The sequence below is a fragment of the Methanolobus sp. ZRKC3 genome, from assembly GCF_045291275.1.
Taxonomy (GTDB): domain Archaea; phylum Halobacteriota; class Methanosarcinia; order Methanosarcinales; family Methanosarcinaceae; genus Methanolobus.
Genome location: NZ_CP146982.1, coordinates 769735 through 796109, shown reverse-complemented (window position 1 = coordinate 796109; position 26375 = coordinate 769735). Strand labels below are relative to the sequence as shown.

18 protein-coding genes, 1 tRNA gene and 2 pseudogenes are annotated in these 26375 nt (G+C 42.7%); 5 read left to right on the top strand and 16 right to left on the bottom strand.

Going from position 1 to position 26375, the window contains the following annotated elements; genetic code table 11:
* Positions 1 to 42: 42 nt before the first annotated feature.
* The 5 genes from V7O66_RS03965 to V7O66_RS03945 all read right to left on the bottom strand — a co-directional run bounded on the left by V7O66_RS03965 (position 43) and on the right by V7O66_RS03945 (position 6353).
* Complete coding sequence (locus V7O66_RS03965; protein WP_406661681.1) at positions 43 to 582, bottom strand: DJ-1/PfpI/YhbO family deglycase/protease; 540 nt, start codon at positions 580 to 582, stop codon at positions 43 to 45.
* A 290-nt stretch (positions 583 to 872) separates the two neighbouring features.
* Positions 873 to 3032, bottom strand: a complete 2160-nt coding sequence (locus V7O66_RS03960; protein ID WP_406661679.1) for a PEP/pyruvate-binding domain-containing protein — start codon at positions 3030 to 3032, stop codon at positions 873 to 875.
* Positions 3029 to 3469 (bottom strand): pyridoxamine 5'-phosphate oxidase family protein, encoded by a 441-nt coding sequence (locus tag V7O66_RS03955; RefSeq protein WP_406661678.1) that lies wholly within the window; start codon positions 3467 to 3469, stop codon positions 3029 to 3031. Before V7O66_RS03955 ends, V7O66_RS03960 begins: the two co-directional genes overlap by 4 nt.
* 262 nt (positions 3470 to 3731) lie before the next feature.
* Positions 3732 to 4229 carry an META domain-containing protein gene (locus V7O66_RS03950; RefSeq protein WP_406661677.1) on the bottom strand — a complete coding sequence of 166 codons (498 nt, stop codon included), beginning with the start codon at positions 4227 to 4229 and terminating at the stop codon, positions 3732 to 3734.
* Between the two features lie 126 nt (positions 4230 to 4355).
* The gene (locus V7O66_RS03945) at positions 4356 to 6353 is read right to left on the bottom strand and encodes an alpha-amylase family glycosyl hydrolase (RefSeq protein WP_406661675.1); all 1998 of its coding nucleotides are present in this window, start codon (positions 6351 to 6353) and stop codon (positions 4356 to 4358) included.
* Positions 6354 to 6644: 291 nt separating this feature from the next.
* Between V7O66_RS03945 and V7O66_RS03940 the strand changes: the two genes are divergently transcribed.
* Positions 6645 to 8963: a matrixin family metalloprotease gene (locus V7O66_RS03940; protein WP_406661674.1), complete on the top strand. Its 2319-nt coding sequence runs from the start codon at positions 6645 to 6647 to the stop codon at positions 8961 to 8963.
* A gap of 103 nt (positions 8964 to 9066) precedes the next feature.
* Here V7O66_RS03940 and V7O66_RS03935 read toward each other — a convergent pair whose 3' ends face one another.
* Together V7O66_RS03935 and V7O66_RS03930 are read right to left on the bottom strand one after the other, a co-directional pair.
* The gene (locus V7O66_RS03935; RefSeq protein WP_406661673.1) at positions 9067 to 9804 is read right to left on the bottom strand and encodes an SIMPL domain-containing protein; all 738 of its coding nucleotides are present in this window, start codon (positions 9802 to 9804) and stop codon (positions 9067 to 9069) included.
* Positions 9805 to 10019: 215 nt separating this feature from the next.
* Positions 10020 to 12677 (bottom strand): cation-translocating P-type ATPase, encoded by a 2658-nt coding sequence (locus V7O66_RS03930; protein ID WP_406661672.1) that lies wholly within the window; start codon positions 12675 to 12677, stop codon positions 10020 to 10022.
* Positions 12678 to 12937: 260 nt separating this feature from the next.
* On the opposite strand from V7O66_RS03930, the gene V7O66_RS03925 reads away from it, so the two are divergent.
* Positions 12938 to 15514, top strand: a complete 2577-nt coding sequence (locus V7O66_RS03925; protein ID WP_406661671.1) for a VPXXXP-CTERM sorting domain-containing protein — start codon at positions 12938 to 12940, stop codon at positions 15512 to 15514.
* A gap of 105 nt (positions 15515 to 15619) precedes the next feature.
* Here the strand turns inward: V7O66_RS03925 and V7O66_RS03920 are convergent, their stop codons facing one another.
* The gene (locus V7O66_RS03920) at positions 15620 to 16204 is read right to left on the bottom strand and encodes a YbhB/YbcL family Raf kinase inhibitor-like protein (protein WP_406662568.1); all 585 of its coding nucleotides are present in this window, start codon (positions 16202 to 16204) and stop codon (positions 15620 to 15622) included.
* Between the two features lie 64 nt (positions 16205 to 16268).
* Here V7O66_RS03920 and V7O66_RS03915 point away from each other — a divergent pair.
* Positions 16269 to 17393 (top strand): annotated as a pseudogene (locus tag V7O66_RS03915) (Glu/Leu/Phe/Val family dehydrogenase); the annotation flags it as partial.
* Positions 17394 to 17530: 137 nt separating this feature from the next.
* Here the strand turns inward: V7O66_RS03915 and V7O66_RS03910 are convergent.
* Positions 17531 to 19648, bottom strand: a pseudogene (locus V7O66_RS03910) (acetate--CoA ligase family protein); the annotation flags it as partial.
* Between the two features lie 128 nt (positions 19649 to 19776).
* Between V7O66_RS03910 and V7O66_RS03905 the strand changes: the two are divergent.
* Positions 19777 to 20094: a hypothetical protein gene (locus tag V7O66_RS03905; RefSeq protein WP_406661670.1), complete on the top strand. Its 318-nt coding sequence runs from the start codon at positions 19777 to 19779 to the stop codon at positions 20092 to 20094.
* 247 nt (positions 20095 to 20341) lie between these two features.
* On the opposite strand, the gene fae is transcribed toward V7O66_RS03905, so the two are convergent.
* Positions 20342 to 20845: a formaldehyde-activating enzyme gene (gene fae / locus V7O66_RS03900; protein WP_406661668.1), complete on the bottom strand. Its 504-nt coding sequence runs from the start codon at positions 20843 to 20845 to the stop codon at positions 20342 to 20344.
* A gap of 183 nt (positions 20846 to 21028) precedes the next feature.
* Between fae and V7O66_RS03895 the strand changes: the two genes are divergently transcribed.
* Positions 21029 to 21406 carry a winged helix-turn-helix transcriptional regulator gene (locus tag V7O66_RS03895; protein ID WP_406661667.1) on the top strand — a complete coding sequence of 126 codons (378 nt, stop codon included), beginning with the start codon at positions 21029 to 21031 and terminating at the stop codon, positions 21404 to 21406.
* Between the two features lie 151 nt (positions 21407 to 21557).
* On the opposite strand, the gene V7O66_RS03890 is transcribed toward V7O66_RS03895, so the two are convergent.
* The 6 genes from V7O66_RS03890 to V7O66_RS03865 form a co-directional block, all read right to left on the bottom strand.
* Positions 21558 to 22154 carry a flavodoxin family protein gene (locus V7O66_RS03890; protein ID WP_406661666.1) on the bottom strand — a complete coding sequence of 199 codons (597 nt, stop codon included), beginning with the start codon at positions 22152 to 22154 and terminating at the stop codon, positions 21558 to 21560.
* A 113-nt stretch (positions 22155 to 22267) separates the two neighbouring features.
* On the bottom strand, positions 22268 to 23560 hold the full coding sequence (locus V7O66_RS03885) for an aspartate aminotransferase family protein (RefSeq protein ID WP_406661665.1): 1293 nt from the start codon (positions 23558 to 23560) through the stop codon (positions 22268 to 22270).
* A gap of 8 nt (positions 23561 to 23568) precedes the next feature.
* Entirely contained in the window at positions 23569 to 25041 is a 1473-nt protein-coding gene (locus tag V7O66_RS03880) for an aldehyde dehydrogenase family protein (RefSeq protein WP_406661663.1), read from the bottom strand.
* 461 nt (positions 25042 to 25502) lie between these two features.
* Positions 25503 to 25578 (bottom strand) — tRNA-Gln (locus tag V7O66_RS03875).
* Between the two features lie 53 nt (positions 25579 to 25631).
* A complete protein-coding gene (locus V7O66_RS03870) occupies positions 25632 to 26033 on the bottom strand; it encodes a hypothetical protein (protein WP_406661662.1) in 402 nt (133 codons plus the stop codon).
* Positions 26034 to 26048: 15 nt separating this feature from the next.
* The gene (locus tag V7O66_RS03865; protein ID WP_406661660.1) at positions 26049 to 26372 is read right to left on the bottom strand and encodes a DUF2551 domain-containing protein; all 324 of its coding nucleotides are present in this window, start codon (positions 26370 to 26372) and stop codon (positions 26049 to 26051) included.
* Positions 26373 to 26375 lie beyond the last annotated feature (3 nt).

The following is a 26375-nucleotide window of genomic DNA, read 5'->3' as shown; positions in this document are numbered from 1 at the left end:
CGTAAGGGTCACAATTCTCAATGTTTTATTTTCAATTTTACTTCAATACTTCTCAAGGGTTTCCAGAACCGTCTGTCCGAATTTTACGGCACTTGCAGGGTCCCTGCCGGTGACTATGTTATCGACAACTATGACTTCCTCATCTTCATAGTTGGCTCCACCCTTCTTCAATGCCTTGATACTTGCAGGGTCACCAAAAACGGTTGCTCTCTTACCTTCAAGTATACCAGCCTTTGCCAGCACCACAGGGGATATGCAAATGGCTGCAACGACCTTCTCCATATCAAAACCTTCTCTCACGATCTCGTGCAGCTTCTTATTTTTCCAGAGGTATTCCCTTGAACCTCCGCCACCGGCTATCACAATTGCGTCATAGTCTGCTATATTCACATCATCGATACTCATATCCGGCTTAACCCTGCCTCCAAGCACACCCTCAGCTTCATCTGTGCTGTTGCTTGCTACAGTTATGTTAACTCCCTCATCCTCAAAGACATCCCTGGGCTCAAAGAATTCCTCGTCCCTGAAATTCTTCTGTGCAACCACCATCAAGATCTTCTTTTCTGCTATATCTCCTGTCATAGTATCACTCCATGTTAGTATCTATTGATCTCTGATCCTACTACCTGATCCATATATCAATGATTTTTTCGTTGAACGATTCCTGCAAATGATATAAACATCATAAATATTGCTATATTTGCAATTAGTCGAATTTGCTAACTATATCTTCTCTCACTTTTTACCCACACCAGACACATCAGTAGTGTCTAAAGAGAATTTTTATTTCAAGCTACTTATACATGACGATTTCACAGTAAAAAAGGATGTGAAGCCTGTAGTAATCCTGAAGAAATGTATCTGTTATCTGCCTACATTCGCTTTATGACAACAATACCCAGATAACCATCAACTGTGACCTCATCCCCGGTCTTGATGACCTTTGTTGCATCAGGTATTCCTGTGACACAGGGAATACCGTACTCCCTTGCAATGATGGCTCCGTGTATCAGCATACCGCCCCTGCGCTCCACTATACCGCTTACCAGGGGAACTACGAATGTCATATTCGGATCGATGGCATCGCATATCAGTATCTCTCCAAAGCGTACGTCAAAAAGCTCCTTATTTCTGGTTATCACCCTGGCGATACCGCTGACAAGTCCCTCTCCGGCAGGCTGTCCCTGTATCTGCCTCTTGTATTCCTTCTTATCCTGAGTATCTTCTTCGACTCTCAGTTTTTTCACAGGAACATATGAATCATCATTTAGCGCCTTTAGCAACTCATCTTTCTCGATATCATAATCCATGACATCGCCGCCAGCTTCACCTAATCTTGGTGCCATCCTGAGCTTTGCTTCCTTCAGCGATGAAAGATACTGTTCCTCTATCCTTCCCAGATGGATGTTATCGTCATCCCTTAGTCTGTAACTTGTGCGTCCGGTATCGAGCAGGTCTTCCGAACACGCTCTGTTCTTCTCTGAAAAAGCAGAAATGAACTGCTTTTCCAGATCCTTATTACCCCCTTTAACGGGCATTTCCATTTCAGGGTTGGAGGCAAGCTCTATTATCAGTCTCAGCAGGTCTTCCCTGCCCTTGAAGAAATCCGAATGTCCGAAATCGCCAAAGAAATCCTCGACCCCTTTCCCGAAATCACCTTCAATGACATTGTTCCTCGCCTTCTCCATGAGGGAAGCATCCTTTCTGAGCATACCTGCCAGTCTTTTAAGTTCTGCATTCCTGCTGACGCTAAGCAGTCCTGAACCTGAAAGCAGGTCCATGAACTCGTATGGATTGGAAGGGCGTATCACATCATTATAGACCTGACCGAACATCCTCATCCCGTGGGCAAAGGGAATGAACTCATCAATATACCTCTGCTTCCAGATCTCATGCAGCTCATCTCTTCTTATGATCTCTTCGGCAAGCTCAGCATTATCCATACTTTCTATATCTATGGCTTTCAATGATGCTTCATCCCTGATCATCTCAGGGATAAGTTCATCCTCCACCTTCTTGCGAAGTTTATCCAGATTATCCATTGTCCTTCTAAGGGAGAGGTACCACAGTTTTTTCCTGTCACCTGTTGTTGTTATGGGTCTTGACTGGAGTACATATATCTCTTCATCCCTCTTGGTCCATTCAATGTCCTGAGGCTTCCCGAACCTTCTCTCCAGTGCCATGGCTATATCGTACAGCTTATGCACATCATCCTCATCCAGAGGAACGGTATTTGATATCTCAGGAACGGGATTTTCAAGAACTGTACCTGTATCCCTCAATCTTGTAACCATTTCACGACCTGAGGGGCTCACATACTGGACAATGGCACTCGATTCCCTGTCTACCATCCACCTGTCAGGTTCCACATCACCGTCCACGAGTCCCTTGTTCAGACCGTGGACCGCCTCTATTGCCATCTGTTCATCGCTGTCCGGACTGCTGCTAAAAACGATTCCCGAAACATCCCCGGCCACAAGTTCCTGTACCATCACAGCCATACTGCTGTGCTCTATATCCAGTCCCAGTTCCTCCCTGTACAGAAAAGCCGCGTCAGACCACAGGGACGCCCAGACAAGCCGGATGTGTTTCATTATTGGATCCACATCTCTCACGTTAACATAGGACTCATGCAAACCCGCAAAGGAAGTATCGCTGGAATCCTCTCCCGGAGCCGATGACCTGACAACCACAGGCACATCGCTGAAGAGTTTGCTTAATTGTTCCCTCATCTGCCTGTCAAGGGTTTCAGGTATTGGTGTGTTTAGAAAGTGACTTCGTATTCTCAGGGATTTATCCCACATCTCCTCCCAGCGCATGTCCTCGACATCCTTTCTGGAAAGCTCCATGGTTATCTTTCCCCTCAAAGTACTGGTGTCCAGGAACCTCTCATAAGCTTTAGTGGTGATACATGCAAAGGGAGGTACCTTCATTCCTTCATCAACTATGGAGTATAATGAAAATGCCTTTGAGCCAATAAGTTCACTTTGTTCTTTCCGTATCTTTTCAAAAGGAATTACAAGCTCCTTCATGTCATATCGACCTCAACGACATTCTGGAATTTGCTCGCAACGATATATCTTTCCACATCCATTCTCATAAGGGCGGATGAAGGTGACTGGATGAAATCCATGAGAAATGGGTGTTTTTCCAGGTATAGTGTTTTGATGTCATCCGACTTTTCTATCTCCATGACGTTTCCTGTTGCATTGACTGCCATGGCGTCCTTGAAGTCACTCTCATCGTTGGACCTGTTGTCTATCATCATTGATGCTTTTTTAGCCACACTGAGATAGGAGTATTTCCTTGTGGACACAGGGGTTACAAAAAATATGTATTTGAGATCATCACTTGTCGCAAAAGCCACAAGGTTGGTATAAGGCTCATCCTCATGAAAAGTCGCAAGTACCCCCAGCTTTTGCTCTTCCATTAGAGCCTTCAATCTTTCTTTCAGATAACTCTTAGTCATATCAAAGATCACCCACCAAAATACCCATTTTTACATTGGTTCCTGTGTATTTATGTTTTGTCAGGGAATTGTTCAAACGATTTATGGGGAGAAAAGAAGGCAGAAGTCGGAAACAATACCCTGGAAAAATCTAAAAATGACTTAAAAGTGACCTGAAAATAATTGAACAATACTGTAAAAAGAGAGGGGATGGAAATGGGATCAACAGGTAAGATTGCCTGCAATATCCTCATTTCCTGAATATTGAGCTTCAGCAGATTCCTTATTCTTCAGAGGAAGCTATGAACATCATCTTGTCCATATTCTCTCCGGAATAGAGTACAAGATTACCGTCTTCCATTGCTACTGAATTGACATTGCCTATAAGTGTAACATACATATCGTATAGTGACTCAGGTCCGCATGCTGCAAGTGTCATTGGTCCGGGACCAAGTGTAAGTTCATTTCCTTCCAGTGTGTAGCTTCCGCTTCCAAGGTTACAGTCAGCCTTTATGGAATATGTTCCATCCTCAGAGAACAGGATCGTGTAGTTTTCCGGATCAGGGACAACTGACTGGCTTGCAGGCTCATTTTCAATAAGTCCTGACCACTGCCATTTTACTTCAGTTATGTCCTCTATGGAGATTACTTCAGATTCAATTTCCTCATCGTTCATATCTTCAACATCATCTACAGCTTCAGTACAGCCAGATACCAAAAGAGTGGCTGTGGCTAAAACGCAGATGAAAAGTACGGTCAGTATTTTCCTTGTATTAATCATAGGTTCTTACTCCTTGCATTCCACTAGGATTTTTTATTATTTAGGTTATACCTAAACTTCAAATTGACTTGAAGTCTTCATGTAGCGTTTTCAAAGTGATCTATGTATTCAGATATACAGCTGATATTATGATTCTAAGCGGAGTATTCTTCCGAAATTAGCAGGTATCGAGACCAATTCATGTGTACTGGAATCGCTCACAGATATGGAGTATGGTTCATTGACATTATCATAACTGGCTTCAAGGATATCCACCCAAATACCGGTATGACCAAAGGGAACAGGAATTTCTCTCTCCTGGTCGGAGAAATTAAGGATGATGATTAGCACTTCTTCATTTTTCCAGCGACGGTAGACCAATACTTTATCTTCCAGATTACAATACTCTTCCCTGGCGTTCTCCCGAGTTGCTCGCAGAGCTGCATGTTTTCGCCGCAGATTGCCCAGTTTTCTATAAAGGTTTACCAGTGGTAATACAGTGGCACCATCAGTGCTGGATTCAACGTTGTAAAAGTAGTCCCAGTGAAGTGGTCTAAAGCCACGTACCCTCACCATACCGCCCTCTGTAAGACCGGTATTCTCAGCAAATTCCTGACCTGCCCAGAGCATTGGAATACCCACACTGGTCATTAAAGCAATGGCATAAGGTTGTAGTTTCCACCATGGCTGACCGTCCAGACCATTACGGTACTCAAAGCCTGTGTCTCCACAGTCCTTCTGATTCTGTATCATATAGAAGAGTCTGCATTCGTCATGTGATTCGATGAACTGCACCACCATGGCTGGAATAGTATCGTCCCCAACATTCTTCTCGCCTGTGTATCCCATTTCGTCAAAGCGCTCATCCGTCAGAAGCAATTCCTTTCCCAGATCCCCCAAAAGGATGTCTCCTACTGCCATATTCTTGGCTACATCGGACAGACGTTTCTCCCAGCAACCGTTGATCGCACTAGCGGATGCAGGTGACAATTGATAAGCACTCTCCCTGAGGTCTTCTCCGATCTGAATGATTCGCGATGCCTCTTCTGGCGTGGATAAGAAACGTGGATAGTTCCTGGATTCCTGATAGGTTGCTTTGGATAAATCCTGAAGGGACAGGAATGTAGGGCGGTTTTCCTGACTATACCAGTCGATTCCACCATTTCTTTCAATCGGTTTTCGGTCCAGGTAACCATTGACGTGGTCATAGCGGAAGCCATCGATGTGATATTCTCGCAGCCAGAATGCATTGACGGCAGCAAAGAACTCCTGTGCGGATTGCATGCGCCAATCGTTCTTTTTGCCGAAGTTATCGTAGGCACTCACTAACGGGTTGGGAGCGTGATGCAAACCGTCTTCATCAGAGTAATGGTCATCATACCACAGTTGGAAGAATCGTTCGTATCCAATCTGGTAAGGGAACATGCGATCGGTGTGGGCGTATACCATATCGAGGATCACTGCAATCCCGTTTCTGTGACATTCCTGAACTAGATGTCGAAATCCTGCTGGTCCTCCAAATCTTTCTTCCGGTGCGAAATAGAAGATTGGCATGTAACCCCAGCGTGTCGGCTCAGCAATGCTGTTGATAGGTAAGAGTTCGATTACATTGATACCCAGACTGAGAAGGTAAGGAATGCGTTCAGCAACACCTGCAAAAGTACCACCGAATTCGGCAACATTGAGTTCGTAGAGTATGACTTCGTCAAGGGGTGGTAGTTTGAATGTACCATCTTCCCATGGTGCTGGATTTTCGACTGGAACGTGAAACACCGAAAATACACCTGCATCGGTCTCCCGGGCACACGGGTCTCCAAAATAAAGACTGCGCACCTTATTTCCATTGCCTTGCTCGGGCCCGCTGATCTCAAAGCGGTAGAGATATGTTCCGGATTCCATTTGAATAAGATCGCTGCACCAGCGATTCCTGGCAATCTCGCCCCACAATTCATCCTCATCGGGACTTGCGATCTCAGGTTTCAGTTCATAGACATCTGCCGCTATATTGACATCGAATTGCCCTCTTTTATTGATGACATAGACCTTTGCAGAAAAACCCTTTTCCTGCTCGATGCCGGGAAGATCTATCCGAAAGCGGACATCATTACCCTGAATTTGCGGACCTGTTTCTTCAATTTTGAACATAGTTAAACTCCTGCCCCATTCTCCCATACTTATAAAATTTTATGCTAACATGAATAAATAATATACCTATAATTAAAAATCTAGATGTACTTTTTGAAACTATGTTTCTGAAAAGAACTTATGATCTATAGTTAATTCCAAATTAAGCTGTGAGCTGTATCAAATAGCTATAATATGAGTATGCGATGGCTATTATCATCAGAAACATTTGTTCCAAAATTTTAACAACTTTTAGGGCAATCATATTACAAGAATCTGATAAAATAACAAATTCCGTGGGGGAACAAGAGAATGAGGAAAATCCTCGTATTATTCAGTATCTTATTGATAAGCATGAGTGGATTTGCAGTTGCAACTCCTGTAAACACTCAATTGACACTTGAGGAATTAACAGAAAATGCAACTATCATTTTTACGGGTAAGGTTGTTGAAATTACAGGTGAATGGAATGAAGATAAAACCCAGATCTACACCTTTATTACCATTTCTGTGGATGAGAAACTGAAAGGAATCATACCTGGTGAAAATATAACCATCAAACAACTGGGTGGTACAACAGAGATTATCAGTCTTTATACAACAGATGCACCACAATTCAAACCGGACGAAGAAGTTCTTCTCTTTATAAGACCGGGATTCATTCCTTTTGTAGGTATGTCCCAGGGTAAATTCACAATCGAAAATGACAGAAATGGAAATAAAATAGTGCTTGAAAATGGTATTCCACTGGATGAATTCACAGACCGGGTCAAATCCCTGGTAAATGATGAACATTCTCCGGTTTCGTTTTTCAGTTCATTTAATCCTGGGATATTAAGGGCTGCTTCTGATGATTTCAGGATTATTGGTATCAATCCTGCACCTTCAGGTTACCCTTTGACCATCAGTGAATCAAAGGACAAGCCTCCGTTCTTACACTGGGACCTGCGTGAGTTTTCAGACTGCAAGGTTCCCTGGTCGATCAGCGATAATATCACTGACCTGAACGAGGATGGGAACATCACAGATGCAGATAAACAACTCCTGATAAATGAGATCAATACCTCTTTCAAAGTATGGGAAGATGTCGTACCTTCTGCAATCGGATTCAGGAAAGGGAAAACTGTCAATGTATCTAACCGTGCCATACGATTGGATGGGCATAATGTCCTGGACTGGGCTACTGTACCGGTCAAAGGGGACGATATCCAGGCTATAAATTTCAGCCATGGTAAACCAAATGTAACAATAATTACTGCCGGGATCAATGGTATAATCAATACAACTCCTGCAGGCGATGATAAAACAGTTGGAAATACCATAACAGCAGGTTCTGATGGAATAGCCTCTACAAATGCCACAGGTGACGATATACAAAAGATTCCCTTTGGACAGGGGGAACCAAATTCTACCTGTATCACTGCAGGTTCGAACGGATTCCTTGAAACACAGCCAGTTGGTGACGATATATTTGATATAACAAATAACCGGATACTTTCAGGAAAGGATGGAGTTGTGCAAACAAAAGCAAACAACCTGGATACCACGAATTATGTAGCTCTTACAGGAATCTTTTATGAGAAGAACGGAAAGATCATCGAATCTGATGTTGTGTTTGACACCAGTCTCAATTGGACCATAGGCAGGGAAAATTCATCAGAAGGTGCCTATGATGTGCAGGTGACGGCTATCCATGAAATAGGGCACTTCATAGGAATACATCATTCTCCTGTTGCAGGTCCACCGGTTTCAACCATGCATGGTTCTATCTGGCCGGATGATCTGAGCAAAAGGTCATTAGAAGACAGCGATAAAAATGCAGCGAATTTCCTCTACACTCCGGACCTTGGTGATGCTCCGGACCCGTTCACCGGTCAGAATCAGTATCCTTCCATAGTTCATGATGGTTCAGGAAGGACACTGAACGGTATTCAATTACTCAGCCCTGCCAGGGGTGCAGAGCATCTGTTTGGTTACCAGCCAGCTGGTCATGCATTCGAATGGCTTGGGGGCACAGTTGAGACAGCAGGTGACAGGATTGAGTGTGAAGCAAAAGTGACTGACAAAGATGAACATGATGATGGTGTGCGTTTTGTTAATTTCACAGACATACCCGGTAAAAAGTTCAAAGTCATTGTGAATGTAAGTACTTCAGGCATGGCATCCCGTTACGGAGTAAATGATATGCTCTACCTGAATGCCTGGATAGACTGGGATTCCGATGGAAGATGGACACAGTTCGAGCAGATTATCGAGTGGAAGGGGGGACCCGGATTGAATGACAGTGCCACCAAAGGAAAACTCCTGAACCCTGCAACTCCATGGCCATCCACGACAAATTCACGGGAACTTGAATTTGAAGTTACGGTTCCTTCGTACACAATACCTACATACAGACTTGAAGAGCCATTCTATTCCAGATTCAGGCTGGATTACGATGAAAATATTGGAGAATCAGAGGATATTGACGGCACACTGGAGCAGGATAAAGGAGCTGCTCAGTTTGGTGAAGTTGAAGACTATCGGCATGACAGGATCAGGGAAGTTCCGATACTTACAAAAGCCGGACTAATATCTCTTATTTTCCTGCTTTGCTTGATTGTGATTGGTAAAATAAAACATGAGGGATAATCCCTGCATAGTTTTTATTTTAGATATATAAGCTGAAAATAGATAGACATCCTGATGAAAGGATGTCCATTTTTATTTATCTTCTTGCAGCATTAACCAATGATCACTTGATTATGTATGTCACCTGAACTGATAGGGACACAGTGGTCTCTCCAGGTTCAATTGGTGTCTCAGCTCTTTCCTCATCTGCCACTGCAGCTGATTCATAATATACGGAAGGAATTTGTCCCTCATTTATGGATGATGATTTTATACCAACGATCTTAACACCCAGATTGTCAGCAAGCTGATCAGCCTTTGTTGATGCATCATCTACGGCTGTTGTAAGCAACTCATCCCGAAGCTCCTTTTGCTTTTCATCGGATACAGTGAAAGAGACACCTCCGATCTGGTTGGCACCAGCGGCTGTTGACCTGTCAATTATCTCACTCAGCTTATCCAGATTCTTTGTGGTTACCTGTACATTGTTGGAAGCAGAGTAGCCTTCAATAGTTCGCTTGCCATCGTAGTTATAGACTGGATAGACGGAAACGTAGGATGTTTTTATCTCATTATCCTGCAAACCGAGATCCTTGAGTTCCTTTATGACAGCACTCATCAGTATAGCATTCTCATCTGAGGATTCCTTTGCGGTCGGCGACTGTATAACAACCCCTATGCTAAGTGAAGCAGTATCAGGAGCTATCTTTGTTTGCGCATCTCCTGTGATGAAGATGGTATTTTCAGTACTCTGGTCGGACCCTACAAGCGGGCCGGCATATATCACAGCTGCCAATAGGAGTACAGCTATGGATAATGCGAAAAGGACATAGTATAATTTATTATTGGATGTTTCCTGCATAGGTTTTTACTCCTTATATTCCACTAGGATTTGTTATTATTTAGGCTATACCTAAACTTCAAACTGACTTGAAGTCTTCAAATAGCATTTTCAAAGCCATTTTATGCAATGTATTTCCATTTTTTGAATAATATGTAGCAATAATGCCAAGTTTAAGTGAACAGGTAATAATGCTCTTTTTGAGAATCTAAAATAAAAGGAGATGAAATGAATGCTCATCTCCTTTCCCGAATTCTTCTATGCAGCAACTTTTCTCCTTCTATAATGAAGAATACGGTACTCGATACCAGTACTATTATCACCCAATCAGCAATTTCCAGAGGAGCCGTACGCATTACACTGTTCATCAATGGGTTGTAGGTAATAAAGAGCTGTAAAAATATTACCAGGGCTATTCCACCCAGCATTATACGATTTGAGAAAAGGCGTCCTATGACGCTCTCATAGATGGATTTCGAGCTGAAGAGATAGAATACCTCAAAAAGAACAATGGTATTCAATACTGTAGTCTGTGCCTTTGATATATTCATATTCGGACTATTCATTTCGAAAAAGAATAGCAGGAAACTTGCCGTCACCATAAGCAAAGCTACAATTATTATTCTGCGTTTTATAACCGGAAGCAGAAGAGGTTCATATGGGGAACGTGGACGTTTCATCAGAAGACGGTCTTCCTTTGGTTCAAATACTATTGGAACCCCCAGTCCTATGGCTGTCACGGTATTGATCCAGAGTATATGAAGAGGCAGGAGTGGAGGGTTTGTGATCCCAAGCAATACAGCTGCCATAATGGCAAGACCTTCTGCTGCATTGGTGGGTAGTGTCCAGAGAATTACTTTCTGTATCTTATCGTAGACATCCCTTCCTTCCTCAATGGCATTTACAATGGATGCAAAATTATCATCCGCAAGTACCATGTCGGCGGCTTCCTTTGCTACTTCCGTACCTGATCTGCCCATGGCGATACCGATATCGGCTCTTTTAAGGGCAGGTGCATCATTGATACCGTCTCCTGTGACCGCCACAACATTCCCCTGATCTTGCAACAGGCCTACAATACGGGATTTGTCTGCAGGAGATGTACGCGCAAAGACAGATATCTTTTTTAGATTCTCTAACAGGTGCTCATCAGACATGCTATCCAGATCTGACCCGGATAGAGCACCATCTGTGGTGATACCAAGCTGTCCGGCGATACTATTCGCTGTAAGCACATGGTCACCGGTTATCATGATGACCCGGATACCAGCAGTATTGCACTTCTTTATGGCCTCCTTTACCTCTTCTCTTGGGGGGTCCATCATTCCTTGCAGACCGAGGAAGGTCAGGTCGCTCATATCTTCCACAAATATCTCAGTTTTGTGCACTTCTACGTGTTTGTATGCCATTGCAATAACACGCAGACCACCGGAAGCCATTTTGGAAGCTGCTTCAAGTATCTTTCCCACTTCAATTTCAGTTTCTCCTTTTCCATCGTACTGAGAACTGCACATGGTGATTATCTTCTCAGGAGAACCTTTTACATATACAACATTGGAATCTCCGCTCTCCTCATGAAGAGTTGCCATGAACATTTTCTCGGATTCGAAGGGTATGGAATCCAGTCGTGGAAGGTGGAAACTGGATACCTTCATGGCTGATACGAGCAGAGCACCCTCAGTGGGGTCTCCGTCTATACCTCCTTCTTCCCTGATGTAGGCATCATTGCACAGGGCTCCTGCTTTAAGTGTATCGAGCATGGACTGGTATTTTTGGAATTCGACCTGCTTGTTGTTCAGGAAGAAATCACCTTCAGTGGAATAACCATCACCAGTGACATCAAACAGACCTTCCAGAGTATAAATGGATGTAACTGTCATCTGGTTCATTGTCAGTGTGCCTGTCTTATCCGAACAGATCACCGTTGCCGAGCCAAGTGTTTCCACAGATGGAAGGTTCCTTATGATAGAGTTCTTTGATGCCATTGACTTGACACCTATGGCAAGGGATATGGTAATCAAAGCTGGCAGACCCTCGGGTATGGCTGCAACGGCCATGCTTACTGTTGCGAGGAATATGTCAAGATTTTCAAAACCTTGCAGCCTTCCTACAATGTATGTGAAGATAGAAACAAAGAGTATAACTATGAAGAGTAGTTTACCGAGGCGGTTAACGGTACGGGTCAGTGGGGTGGATATGGTCTCGGATTCCCTGATAAGTTCTGAGATCTTTCCTATCTCGGTCCTTATACCTGTTGATACCACCACTCCCATACCTACACCTTGTGTGATGAGTGTGGCTGAGAATGCCATATTCTTCTGATCTCCAAGGGGTATGTCCTCACCAGGAATCGGTAAATTATTCTTTTCAGCGGCCACGGATTCACCGGTAAGCGCCGACTCATCTATACGAAGGTTCTTGTTTTGGAACAATCGCAGATCAGCGGGTATCCTGGCACCTGCTTCAAGAAGCACCACGTCCCCGACGACCAGTTCCCTGCTTGGAATAAGCTCACGTAATCCTCCTCTCAGTACAGTGGCTTCAGGTTCCATCATCTTCACAAGTGACTCAAGGGCATGCTCTGCCTTACGTTCCTGGATAAAACCAATTAAAGCATTTGCAAAAATAACACCTGTGATGACAGCGGAATCTGCATATTCATCCAGGAAAAAGGTTACTAATGCTGCTGCTATCAGCACATATATCAGAGGATTGGCAAACTGTTTAAAGAACAGATAAACAGGTCCATGCTTTTTCCTTGTCTCAACTTCATTGTACCCGAATTTTGACAGACGCAATGACGCCTCATCCTTACTGAGCCCTTCCTTCCCGGTTTCGAGCAGACTGAAGGTTTCATCAGCAGTTGCACGATACCAGCTAACCTCCCCATTCATAAAAGAAAATAGTCTTTCCTGGATTAAATCACTTTGTAAAATGGATATTTCTATAGAACTTCCTTCTCATTTTTATAATAGTGGTTTTGTTAAACATTTTTAAAGTAACATATCTCTGAAGTTTTGTTTCCTAAATTACTTACCTTGCATCCTCAATACTTGATTAGTAAAATTAATAATATGATTAAATATTAAAAATAATTCATGAGGAGGTACATTAGATGCGATCCATATCGATATTTACTACTATGTTAGTTTTCTTGCTAATATTTTCAGCAGTGCCTTATCCGGTTTTTGCAAACGGAAGCAATGACCTGATATCTGAACTTTCTGCACTGGATGTTTTTCATCCACCTGATGAAGCTGATTATTATCGTGCCGGACTATACAATGAATGGCATTATTTCAACATGATCGATGAAGAACAGAACATAGCTGTTGTAACATCATTGAAGATCAACGGTAACGTCTCTGATCCGGCCGCTTTTCCTATGGGCAGTACCGCTCAGGTACTGCTGGGCTATGATATATCAGGGATACCAAATACCAAATATGGTATTTACAGCCCGACGTTACAGGCGGAATTCTCAGAGAACGAAACTGATGTGAAGATTGCTTCCAGTATGGTCAACCTGACTCCGGAAGGTTATCATGTACATATAGAGTCCGATGATGGAAAAGCAATTTTTGATGCATTGTTCAAACCTCATGCAGAGTCGTCTTTAATGAGCTCCTCGGACATGTTCGAAATGATAGACATGAACTGGCTGGTGGCGTCTCCAATGATGCTTGTGGATGGAACACTTACAATCAATGAAAGCTCCTTTGGACCGCTTGTTTTCACTTTCGAGGACGCAAAGGGTTATCATGATCATAACTGGGGTTACTGGAACTGGGCAAATCTTGAATGGGATTGGGGTCAGGTCACTCAAAACACCATCCCTGAAGATGCCGATAACAAATACACGATTTCTTTTGGAAATGTCACATCAGCCAGTGGAACACAATTAGGTCAGGCAATGAACGTGTGGAGAAATGATACGATAGTTGCCAACTTCAGTGAACTCAGAGTTGTTCCTATCAGCACCGGGAAATTCGATACATCTCTATTGGTACCTTATCTACCACCAGGACTTGCTGTTGAGCTTCCTTCATCTCTCTGCTATCCAAAACAGACAGGATTACAGGCATCAAGCGATCCGGGTAACATCATCAATATAGTGTTTGATACCGAACAGGCAACACCAATCCCTATAGTAACAGTGGATGACAGTGGAAAACTCACTCTAATGATAATATGGGAACTCCTTGGAACTTATAATGTGGAAGCTATCGTTGACGGAATACCCGTATCTTTCACAGCAAAAGGGTTCATGGAAGATGCAGGTCTGATGGAGCTCTATGTCCCACCGGAAATTGTCGTGGATATAGAGAAGGTTCCAATTGCTATCGGAAGCGGTGAAGAACAGTACAATTTTGCCATACTTTCAGATCTTCAGTACAATCCAAATGACATGATATCTGTGCTTGCTTTACAGAATGCGGTTGATGAAGTGATTTCTCTGAATAATAATGGAATACCAACAGATGATGTGAAATTCGTGGTAGTTCTCGGAGATATGATACAGGGAAGAAATGCAGATACAACTGGCTGGAAAGGTGAAACTGAGTACAGGTTGGAGTATGAGCAGGTGATTACTGAGCTGGAAAGGCTTAAACAACCACTTCCAACAGGAGCCGGAATAGATTACATCCCCATCATAGGCAATCATGACGTATGGTTCAAGTTCAATGGATACTCAACAAGCGGTACCTGGCCGGATTATCCCGAGGAACTATATACCGAGTATTTCGGATCGCAGTATGAAAGGCTCAGTGTCGAGATGGATGGATGGGAGAAACAGGATTCTATGCCATCTGAAAATCCCTATGATATAAGATTCCCTACACCTGAGTTCCAAAATTTCGCATTTGATTATGGCCCATATCATTTCATTTGCCTTGATTTCTGCGCAAGAGATGATTTCGATCCATACGATGAAAGTAGCTTCCCCCCGACTATCAGGAAATTCGAAGGCTACGCAGATCTCCATGATCGGGATCATTCAGACAATATCATTGAAAATGGTACATGGCAATGGCTGAACGAGCATCTCAATGAATGCAATGAGAAGGGGATAGAGAATGTTGTGGTATTCACCCATCATCCACCCGTATATGAAATGGATATCATGCAGGGAAGCGCTGCTGTGCTGAACACCGGTGGGATACCAATGATGTCCTCTTCATCAACGGAAATAGCTGGAGAGATACACGTACAGAATGACCCTCTTGCATTGTTAAATGGGTTAACCCTCTCAAATCACAGAACAGGTAACTCCTTCATTGGCTGGGAAAATAAGGTACTAGTGGATGGTACAGCGATTGATAGAGTGGAGGGGGATCCTCTCCTGGCGTTCAACAAGAAGGAATACGATGGAAAGGACGAATACGACAGGCTTGCATCAGTATTCGATGAATGTGATATCAATGTGGTTCACTGGTTCTCCGGACATTACCATTTGAAAGGTCTTCAATGGTACGACAGTGATATCGGTGAGGTATCATTGGTGCCTTCGGTAGTTCCTGCAAGTGGAATATACAGCATTCAGTTTGAAGGCAATGTCATGGTAAACCAGAAACCTGATGCTATAATCACTCCGGAGGTCAATCCGAACGGATCAATTGCGATCGTTACTGTGAAGGCTGAACAGGAATACGTACCCACAGCCAGTCCCATACTAACAGCTGGAGTTCTGGGTATATTCATTGTATTGTTCTTAAGAAGAAATGAATAAGAGGTTTGGAACATCTAGCCAGGTGTTCCATCATTTTTTTTACGTATCTCCAAGCCATTGTGCAATTAAGATTTGTATAAGGTGCCCTAGGGATTTCAAAAATCTTTATTTCCTACTATATGTACCCATGAGCTGACCCTTTGCCAGAATATGACCTTCCATGATATCCTCTAAATCTTGCCTGCTTGCACCTGCCTCAATATCGAGTTGTGTATCAAGGGCATACACAGTAAAGAAATATCTGTGTGTTCCTGAAGGTGGACATGGACCGACATAATTCGCCTTCCCGATATCATTCAAGCCCTCAATACCTGGAACACTGTTCTCTTCTATATTTAGCCCCGGTTCAATATCCCATACGACCCAGTGTGTAAAGGTTCCTCTGGGTGCATCGGGGTCATCAACGATCACTGCCAGACTCCTGGTCTCTTCGGGTATGTTTCCAAATTCCAGAGGTGGATTTATATTATCACCGTCGCAGGTGTATATCTGCGGAATCATTCCATTGTGCTCAAAAGCACTGCTTGAAACATTCATTTCAATCATATCTTGCACATCCGCATCATTCAACTCACTGTCGTTTAAGGTATCATCTATCTGCGGAGAAGAATCTAAAGTTTCCTTTTCCACCCCTGTACAACCTGATATCAGAATAGATACCATTATCAGAACTACAACAAGTACCCTCATGTTCACTCAATATTAGTATTAGTGTAAATTATCATAAGGATTTCTATAAGTCCAAAATTCCGTGATGGGGATTTTAATCCAATTGACAAGTTTATTAAACAAGAATGCAAAAGTAACTATATGGTATTCTTACAGGGGTATCATAAGGGGGTTTACCATGGAGGATATTTTTCGATTTGCAGATGAGCTTGGTCCTTCTAAGATCATTCATGTCTATGAACCTTCAGTTGGACTGAAGGCTGTACTGGTTGTAGATAATGTGGCAGCCGGACCTTCCATAGGAGGAGTTCGCATGGATCCTGACGTAAGCACAGAGGAATGTTTCAGGCTTGCAAGATCCATGACACTGAAAAATGCGGCCGCAGGTCTGCCATATGGGGGGGGGAAGGCTGTTATTTATGGCGACCCCAAAATGGACAGGGATAAAAAAGAAGTTCTGATAAGGGCACTTGCCTCCTCACTGAGAGGGGTCCAGGAATACATCTTTGCACCAGATATGGGTACTGATGAGGATTATATGGCATGTGTCAAGGATGAGATGGGCAGAGTTGTGGGTCTGCCGAGGGAACTTGGAGGTATTCCTCTGGATGAGATCGGGGCAACGGGATGGGGACTCATGCATGCAACAGAAGTGGCAATGGAGTTCTGCGATTTCGAACTTAAAGGAGCCCGTATAATGGTTCAGGGTTTTGGTGCTGTGGGTAAGAATACTGCACTTTTCCTCTCGGAAAAAGGCGCCATAATTGTGGCCGTTGCAGATTCGCAAGGCGGCATATACGATCCGGAAGGGCTTGATGTTGAATCTTTGATCCATCTTAAGAATTCGGGAAAGAGTGTTACTGATTATGTGGATGGAGAGATCATTGACCTTGATTCTCTTGTTGGTATAGATTGTGATGTCTGGATCCCGGCTGCACGTCCCGATGTCATAGATGAGGACAATGTCTCTCATCTCAAAGCAAAACTTGTCGTAGAGGGTGCAAACATACCAGTTACTCGTGTTGCTGAAGAGTATCTGTATGAAAGGGGAGTAATTTGTGTTCCTGACTTCATTGCCAATGCAGGTGGCGTTATATGTGCTGCTATAGAATATCAGGGAGGCAGTGAATGTGATGCATTAGAGGCTATTGAGGAGAAGATCCGCTTGAACACGAGAGCTGTTTTAAGTGAATCTACGGAAAAAGGGATACTTCCAAGACAGGCTGCATTAGATATTGCTACCAAAAGGGTCAAAAAGGCAATGGGTTACAGGCGTTGGTCCCTGTTCTCATCAGCACCCGGGTTCATATGAATGGTTTTGTTAGCAGGGTTTAACAACACCCTTGCATCCACAGCGACAGCATCACTTTCAGTGGCCATAAGGGGATTGATCTCTATTTCCTCAATCTCTTTGACTTCCATTAGTAGTTCGGATATTCTACTGATAACAGATGCAACTGCTTCAACATCTACCTGTTTCTGACCTCTGAATCCGGTAAGGAGGGGGAAGCCTTTGATCTCCTGCATCATTTCAATAGCTTCTTCCCTGTTCACAGGCGCAAGCCTGAAACTAACATCTTTCATAAGCTCCACTGCAACACCTCCGATTCCAAACATCAACACGGGGCCGAACTGTGGATCCCTCAAACCACCTATTATGACCTCCACACCATCTGTGATCATCTCTTCCAGCAGGAAACAATCTATTTTTGCCTGTGGTGCTTTTTCAGCAATCTCAACTCTCATTTTTTTGAGGGCTTTTTCTGCATCCTCAATACTTTCTATGTCTGTACAAACTCCTCCCACTTCGGTTTTATGAAGAATGTCCTTTGACACAACTTTCAGGACAAAAGGAGGTTTCATTTTTCCTTTGGGAATCTTTCCTTTCCCTTCAATGTTTACCGATTTAGGAACTCGTATACCCATTGAGGATATCAAAATCTTGGCTTCACTTTCAAGTAGATTCATTCTGTTTTGTTCAAGAGTACCGTGAACTATTCCCTTGATTTTGTCCTTTATTGCAGATGATATCTCATTTTCAGCTGTTATGCTGTGGTCCTTCCGTGTGTATCCTGAAATTACATGAGCAGCACGGGCAGCACTTTCAGGTGACGGAAATACAGGTAGTCCGTTCTTTTCAAACACCTTCACCATCTGCCTTGTAAACTCCCCGCCCGGACTGCAAATGATTATCGGTGTTCTAAATCTTTTCTTTGCATCTTTCAGCCTTTCCACAACTCCTTCATTAAGGCCTGGTGGACCCCAGAGCAGGGTTACGATGGCAATATCATACCCGTCCTTTAGACCTTCCTCAAGGGCTGTGAAATAATCCTCATTTTTAACACTGCCTGTCAGGTCAATGGGATTTCCTATTGCAGAGAATGAATATAATCTGGACCTCAGGATTTTTCCTGTTTCATATGTAAGTTCTTTTGCTACAAGTCCCAGCTCTTCACATGCATCGACAACGCTTATGCCTATGCCACCACCATCAGTTACTATCAGGACGTTCTTCCCCTTCACAGGTTCATAACTATTCAAGATCTTAAAGGCATCCTTGAGTCTTTCATAGCCTTCCACTTCTATGATCCCTGCCCTGTGAAAAGCAGCTTTATATATCTCATATCTTCCTGCAATGGCTCCTGTATGGGATTTAGCGGCTCGCATGGCACTTTCCCCCTTGCCAACTTTTATGGCAACAATGGGTTTTTTCTTTGAGCACCTTGATGCGGCTTCAACGAAAAGCCTTCCGTTGTCCAGTGATTCGATGTAAATTGCAATGGCTCTTGTATCATCATCATCCATGAGGTAGTTGAGACAATCCACTTCGTCAACATCCATCCTGTTGCCATAACTCACAACCCTTGCAACTCCTATATAGTCTGCAGCCATCTCATCCATGATCATCAGGGCAAAAGAACCACTCTGAGTGAGTATGGATATGCTCCCCTTTCCAGGTCTTTTCAACATATCTCCTGATACAAAGAAGGTGTCAATTTTGGATATGGTATCATATATTCCCATACAGTTCGGACCTATGACCCTGATTCCTTTGGCTCTGGTTATCTTCTGAATCTCCTCTTCAAGTCTCCTGCCTTCATCATCAATTTCCTTGAATCCCGAACTGATGATTATGGCTCCCCTGAGATTTTCCACGTTACCTTTGAGGACCTCCAGGACAACAGGTGCAGGAGTTGCAAATACAGCCACATCGATGATATCATCTATATCGGCTATAGAACTGTAGCATTTCAAGCCGCCTATGCTGGAATATTTAGGGTTGACTGGATAGACATTTCCCTTGAAGCCTATCCTTTCAAGACTTTCCATTATCACCCTGGAGTTTTTTTCAGGACTCGGTGATGCACCTATGACAGCTATGGAATTCGGTTTAAAGAAGAACTCTATGCTCTGAGAACTATTTTTTCCCTGTTCATTTCTTTGATGATATGTCCTATCGATCATTAAACCCCTATATATTTTAGGATACTTGTCTATAAAAATACTCTCCAATCCCCTTGGAATTGGATGATTACATGTTGATAGAAATCTTTTTAAAATGAGAGTCCATATTTATTTATGGGGTATTCTAAATGATAGATGAAATGTCCAAAAGTGAGGGATTTATGGGTCCTATTCAGAATATGATCAAGAACAAAGGAGAAGGTTTTCTGCTTGCAGGGCGCTTTTGTCTGAAGGATAAAGTTGATGATATTTTCTTCTCTGATATCATTGCCTGTTACGAAATAGACTTGCTTCCAGGTGATATGGGCATTATTATTGAAGAGAGGAACAAATTCGGTGCGTCAAATGATATGACTTTGATCACAATGTCTCAGATATGTGGCTTTAAACTTTCATACGAAAAACCTGCAGTTGTGCCTGGTGAAGGAATCTCAATAGACCTTTGAGATCTTTTTATTTTTTTGGCACACAATATATCAGCTATTGATATTGTTTTTGTTGAAAGATACCTTGATGGGATCACAGAGATATTCTTGAGTATCGAAGTAATGAACTAGATCAAATCAAAAATAGTAACAAGACAAGTTTATCACTTCACTATGGAGTTCCGGATTTTTAATTTGGAACACACTTCAATTGATTGATTTAAAAAAGATAAAAAGACCCTGTGATTCTAATCACAGGAAGTCTTTATTAAGCAAATGGATGCTCTGCAGTATCCTTCTTTGCAAGTGCTTCTTCTACTGTTGGGGTTCCATCAATAGCACGCTTAATTGCAAGTTTTGTTGCTTCGTAGTTGAACTCATATATTTTATCTTTGTCTGTAGCATCCCATTCAATGAACACTGAAACAATGATGAGAAGATTTTCTGCCTCTTCTTTTGGAATTATTCCTTCTTCTACACTGTCCATAACAGCTTTTGCGATGGATGCCTGAGCAGGGCCGAACATCAGGGCTGCCTGTGATACATTCTTGATGGTTACTTTGTTAACAAGAAGTGTTGCAGGTTTTGGTGTTACATTTGGTTCAAGTACTGCAAGCAATGGTGAGTGCCCCTGTCTTGGTGATGCAAGTGAAGTCATGAATGCAGTCTCAACTGCACTTCCCTTTGTACCGATCACAAGATCGATATGAGCTACTTCAGGTCCTTCTCCTACTAACGCTTCACCAATCATACTTTGTGTTATTTTTGCCATATTTATGTCTCCGTTTGACTTTTGTAGAAATGTGATACTGGTTCCTTAAATTTAGATATATCAAATACTTGAATAATTTATGAATTGAGTGTTTAATTTTCTACAATGCCATGATTACACCCCTTAATTACCAAAAGTAATTTAAATACTTAATCTTACCATTTGGTAATCAGGTGATAAATCATGGGAGAATTAAAGCACAGTCCTATAGATAAAGCAATCAAACTAGTAAGCAAGAAATGGACACTTAACATCATCAGGGATATATTTTGTAATAAAAAGCAGTTTAATGAATTCTTAAAAAGTAATCCTAAACTCAGTAGCAAGGTCCTATCAGATAAATTGCGGCAAATGGAGCAAGATGAACTAATAGAAAAGGTAATCGTTTCTAAGACACCATTGCGTATAGAGTATCATCTAACAAGTAAAGGTAAGAATTTGAACAAAATACTTTACGAATTTTCAGTATTTGCATACAAAGAATGCGTTGATAATCTCGCAAATGAGTGCACAGAAAATAGTCATAAGCTTACAAAAGAGATACTAGACATAAAAGATTGAAAGGTCTTGCAAAAGGAATAATCGTAGGATATCTAAATTAATCACCAGAATGGCACAACGTTTACAGGATTTAGCCTGAATGCTCATTTAAGGAAAAATTGGAAATATGGAAAAATTGTTGATGAACAATAGAATTATTCTCAACATATGCTTAGCGAAGATTCACTGCCAGTCTTTTACCAGCTTCAAATGCTTTCTTTAGAACTTCAGCATCTTTTGAAACAAAACCCCGATCGAAATAACCAGTCACTGGGAACTTTTCAATCTCCTCATAACCCAAGGCTTCAAGGGGCATTTCCATAGCTTCGAGTGCAAATCCCATTTCTTTAACATCTAATTGTTCACAGATAGAAAAGACAATTGCCTTTTTGCCTTGGTTTGCAAGTTTACTTGAATACTGCCTGGGACGGTCATTTGTGAAATTATAGTAGGGGTAGAACTTATCTATGAAAGATTTCATAGACGATGTTATGTTGTAGTTATAGGTAGGAGATTCAAGGATAAGACCATTTGATGTTTCGATCTCAGGATAGAGGAGGTTCATTCCATCGTTGAATTGCGTACATTTTCCATCTTTTCTGCAGGCTTCACAACCAATACATGGTTCAATAGAATAATTTCTCAACAAGATTTTTTTTGTTTCAGCCCCTGCCGACTCAGCCCCTTTTAAAAAGCTATCAAGTAGGATATCAGTGTTCCCGTTTTTCCGGGGACTTCCCCCAACTCCAAGAATTTTAACTTTATTCACCTTATGACCTCATACCTTTTTCAAACTGCACTTCCATAGACAATTTGCTATTAATACCTATTCTCCTGAGAGATACACACCCAAGTGTGTCCCTTTCCACTCAAAACATGTTATTACCTTTGTTCTATCCTGTTAAGAGCCTCTTCAAACCTGTCCAGAGCCAGGTCAGCTTCTTCCTTTGTTATCACAAGAGGAGGAGAGATACGGATAACCGAGTCTCCGCAGGACAGTAACAATATCCTTTCCTTGAATCCCTCGAGTATGATCTGGTCTCTGGTATCCGGGTCAGGTGTTCCATCGGTTTTTACTATCTCGACCCCTATCATAAGTCCCAGTCCCCTCACATCACCTATCAGGGGATGATCTTCCTGCATTTCCCGGAGTCTCTCCATTATATGCTTCCCCATTTTCTTTGCATGATCTCCGATCTTCTCCCTTTCCATGAACTCTATCCCTGCCATGGATGCAGCTGATGCCAGGAGGTTGCCTCCAAATGTGTTGGCATGGGTTCCAGGTGGCCAGTCCATTAAGGAATGGTCTGCAAGCATTGCACCCATGGGAAGACCCGAGCCAAGTGCCTTTGCCATGCAAACTATATCCGCCTTGACCCCAAAGTTTTCCATTGCCATGAAAGTTCCCGTTCTGTAGCATCCGGTCTGTATCTCATCGGCAACCAGCAGGACATTATTATCATCACATATGCGCCTGATTTCCTTGTGGAATTCCCGGGGCGGTACTATGTATCCCCCTTCTCCTTGTATAGGTTCTACGAATATGGCAGCGGTGTCCTCATTACTGAGCTCCCTTTTAAAAATCAGGTTCTCTATCTGTTTTGCACATTCGATCCCGCAATCCGGATATTCCAGGTTAACCGGACAACGGTAGCAGTATGCATAGTGTGAATGTACAGCTCTGATGGTTGGGAAATGCGTCTTATGCCTGACTTTTGAGCATGTCAGTGAAAGCGATCCAATTGTCCTGCCATGGAAACAGTTGTAGAAGGATATCAGGTTCTGTCTCTTTGTCTTCCATGTCGCAAGTTTGATAGCAGCTTCAACTGCCTCTGTACCGCTGTTACAAAAGAAAACACGGTTGTATCCTGTCAGCTGCTTAAGTTTCTCTGCAAGTTTGAGAGGAGGTTCTGCAAAAAAGTCATGGAAACCGCAGTGTGAGATCTTCTCCATCTGCGCTGAGACAGCAGCATTCACGTCGGGGTTTGAATGCCCAACGTTCATAACAGCAAAACCAGCTACAAGGTCGATATATTCCTTTCCTTCTATATCGAATATCCTGGACCCGCTGCCCCTGTCAACAACCAGCGGATAGGGGCGTCCCCTACATGATGATATGACATTGCAATCTCTGTCCATGATATCCTTTGCTTTTAGTTTGTCCTTTTCTGTCATGGTTAGCCTCACTGGTCTATCTGGGCTTTCTGGAGCCTGCCACTGTAGTCGATGTAAACTGCTTTTACCTCAGTAAATTCCCGGATCGCTTCAAGGCCCGCTTCCCTGAATCCGTTTCCTGTGCCTTTCACACCACCAAAGGGTAGGTGGACCTCGGCGCCGATGGTCGGAGCGTTGACATAAGTGATTCCTGAGTCTATCTTTTTGATGGCCTTGAATGCATCTGTGATATTCTCTGTATATATCGCGGATGAAAGTCCGTATCTTGTGTTGTTTGCAACCTCTATGGCCTCATCGATGTCTGATACGGTTATAAGGCTGAGAACCGGTCCGAATATCTCTTCCTGGGCTATACGCATATCCGGTTTTACATCTGTGAATATGGTGGACTCAAAGAAATAGCCAGGCAGGTCGATGTCAGCCACATTTCCGCCGGTCAGCAGTTTTGCACCTTCGTCCTTTCCGATGTCTATGTATCCCTTTATCATATCAAGCTGGCTCTTGTTGATAACAGGACCAACATCTGTCTCAGGAAGCAGACCGTTACCCAGTTTCAGCTTCTCTGTCATCTCAACTAACATGTTTGTGAATTCATCCTTTATGTCCTTGTGGAGTATGACCCTGCTTGTGGCGGTACATCTCTGCCCAGTTGTCCCGAAAGCACCCCATAGCACACCTTCCAGTGCAAGTTCAAGATCTGCATCATCCATGACAATTAGCGGGTTCTTGCCTCCAAGCTCCAGAGAGACACGTTTCATGGACTTTCCGCATTCGCTCATGATCCACTTGCCTGTTTCAAGGCTTCCTGTAAATGAGATTGCCTTTATGTCAGGATGATGAACAATACTTTGACCAACGATCTGCCCGGGTCCGAATAAAATGTTGATAACTCCAGGTGGAAGTCCAGCTTCCATGAGTATCTCAACCAGCTTTATTGTCAATAATGGTGTGTCGGTGGCTGGTTTTATCACAATAGAGTTTCCGGCAACAAGGGCTGGCATTATCTTCCATGCAGGTATTGCCATAGGGAAGTTCCAGGGAGTTATCATTCCTATAACACCTATGGGTCTTAGTATAGTCATGCAGAACTTGTCCCTGAGTTCTGATGTGGTGGTCTCCCCGAACATCCTTCGCCCCTCGCCGGCTGCATAAATGGCTATGTCAATGGCTTCCTGGACGTCTCCCCTTGTCTCGTCAAGGACCTTACCCATCTCCTTTGTCATCAGTCTGGCAAGTTCTTCTTTTCTCTTTGTCAGTATGTCTGCAGCCTTGTAGATCACATCTGCCCTTTTTGGAGGCGGCGTCTCACTCCAGACCTTAAAACCTTTTAATGCGGATTCAACAGCCCTGTCAATATCATCCCTTCCTGCGACCTGTATGGTTGCGATCGTTTCCAATGTTGCAGGATCTATATCGTCAAAAGTATCCTTGATGGATGAGTTTGTCCACTCTCCATCTATGAATAGTTTATACTCTTGCATTTGCACTCCCCAATAATCGTTGGGGATTATATTTGATAAATGTATTGTAAATCCAAAAACAGATTTTAGATTACAAAGGCGATTGTTACAGTTATTATAAAAAAGTAACAATCTTCAGGCAACATGATTGTGACCTCTCAAATTCCTCGTACATTAAACGGAATCTTATTGACTAATATACAAGGGTGGACGCTACTGTGATACTCAACTGGGAGGATTAGAGGAATTATGGAAGTCTGAATATACATGACAACAAAAAATGAGTTACTGCGTTCCATCAGAAAAAATCGCTTGAAATGTTTTGTAGATCTAGAAAAGAAGTTACTGAATGGCATTCTTCCAGAGAGGCAGTTTCCCTTCTTAAAATGAAAAGACATATTGAATTATGGTGATAAAAAACCATATTCATGATTAAAAAAGTTACATAGAAATACTTAAAAACAAAACTTTCAAAAATTATTTGGTAGCCCGGCACGGATTCGAACCGAGGTTGCGGGATCCAGAGTCCTGCATGATTGACCACTACACTACCGGGCTACGGTGAATGTATTTCCTAAATAGAATACTAAATATATAAACATATCGCCTGATCACAGGTTTTCAGGGTTTTCGTTAAGTACTGCAGTCCACCACCAGCGGGCCATATCCAACATATCCTTGCTAAACTGTCCAGAGAGGCGGTATTCTCCACCTTTATTTGATATCATGCCTGCCCCAAGCAGCTTGTTGCGCATGGCATAGAATGAAGCGCGTCCGATGTCAAGTTCTTCAAGTAGTTGTTCCCACTCGTTTGCTTTAATGGGGTCGCCGTTTCTCTGGCGCTCTTCGACCATTATAAGGAATTTTTGTCCACGCATTGCAGTTGCCTCTTCCTGAAAGAGGCGTCTCATGAGATTATAATAAGGATCTCTGGAATGAGTTATGCGTGCATTTGCATCGGAACGTACAACTATAGTTGTAGATGTTCGGGGTGCGTTTTTAACGATCGACATAAAAAATCAATATGATCAGTTAGCGCATGCTCCGCTTTTTGATTCAAGCGTATTTTTTATAAGATCGACATATTCCTCTTTTAAGGAGTACACGATTGGCGTTTTGTAGGACTCTTTATAAGACCTTAATACACCAAGCTTTGAGTAAATATATCCCACCATTGATGCAACTGCGCTACGTGAAATGTCATATTTACTGGTGATCCTCTCATGTATCTGATCAACCGTAATTTCTTTCACCTGCAGAAAAGTAGATAATATGCAACTGCGAAGACCGTTTACATCAAGTTCAACAAACTTCTGTAGCCTTCGTTTGATTTTAGAACGAATTGAATCCATAGT

Bases quoted from the DNA above. Each gene is read 5' to 3' on its own strand.
- V7O66_RS03965 (WP_406661681.1), bottom strand. From the start codon at position 582: ATGACAGGAGATATAGCAGAAAAGAAGATCTTGATGGTGGTTGCACAG.
- V7O66_RS03960 (WP_406661679.1), bottom strand. From the start codon at position 3,032: ATGAAGGAGCTTGTAATTCCTTTTGAAAAGATACGGAAAGAACAAAGT.
- V7O66_RS03955 (WP_406661678.1), bottom strand. From the start codon at position 3,469: ATGACTAAGAGTTATCTGAAAGAAAGATTGAAGGCTCTAATGGAAGAG.
- V7O66_RS03950 (WP_406661677.1), bottom strand. From the start codon at position 4,229: ATGATTAATACAAGGAAAATACTGACCGTACTTTTCATCTGCGTTTTA.
- V7O66_RS03945 (WP_406661675.1), bottom strand. From the start codon at position 6,353: ATGTTCAAAATTGAAGAAACAGGTCCGCAAATTCAGGGTAATGATGTC.
- V7O66_RS03940 (WP_406661674.1), top strand. From the start codon at position 6,645: ATGAGGAAAATCCTCGTATTATTCAGTATCTTATTGATAAGCATGAGT.
- V7O66_RS03935 (WP_406661673.1), bottom strand. From the start codon at position 9,804: ATGCAGGAAACATCCAATAATAAATTATACTATGTCCTTTTCGCATTA.
- V7O66_RS03930 (WP_406661672.1), bottom strand. From the start codon at position 12,677: ATGAATGGGGAGGTTAGCTGGTATCGTGCAACTGCTGATGAAACCTTC.
- V7O66_RS03920 (WP_406662568.1), bottom strand. From the start codon at position 16,204: ATGAGGGTACTTGTTGTAGTTCTGATAATGGTATCTATTCTGATATCA.
- V7O66_RS03905 (WP_406661670.1), top strand. From the start codon at position 19,777: ATGATAGATGAAATGTCCAAAAGTGAGGGATTTATGGGTCCTATTCAG.
- fae (WP_406661668.1), bottom strand. From the start codon at position 20,845: ATGGCAAAAATAACACAAAGTATGATTGGTGAAGCGTTAGTAGGAGAA.
- V7O66_RS03895 (WP_406661667.1), top strand. From the start codon at position 21,029: ATGGGAGAATTAAAGCACAGTCCTATAGATAAAGCAATCAAACTAGTA.
- V7O66_RS03885 (WP_406661665.1), bottom strand. From the start codon at position 23,560: ATGACAGAAAAGGACAAACTAAAAGCAAAGGATATCATGGACAGAGAT.
- V7O66_RS03880 (WP_406661663.1), bottom strand. From the start codon at position 25,041: ATGCAAGAGTATAAACTATTCATAGATGGAGAGTGGACAAACTCATCC.
- V7O66_RS03870 (WP_406661662.1), bottom strand. From the start codon at position 26,033: ATGTCGATCGTTAAAAACGCACCCCGAACATCTACAACTATAGTTGTA.
- V7O66_RS03865 (WP_406661660.1), bottom strand. From the start codon at position 26,372: ATGGATTCAATTCGTTCTAAAATCAAACGAAGGCTACAGAAGTTTGTT.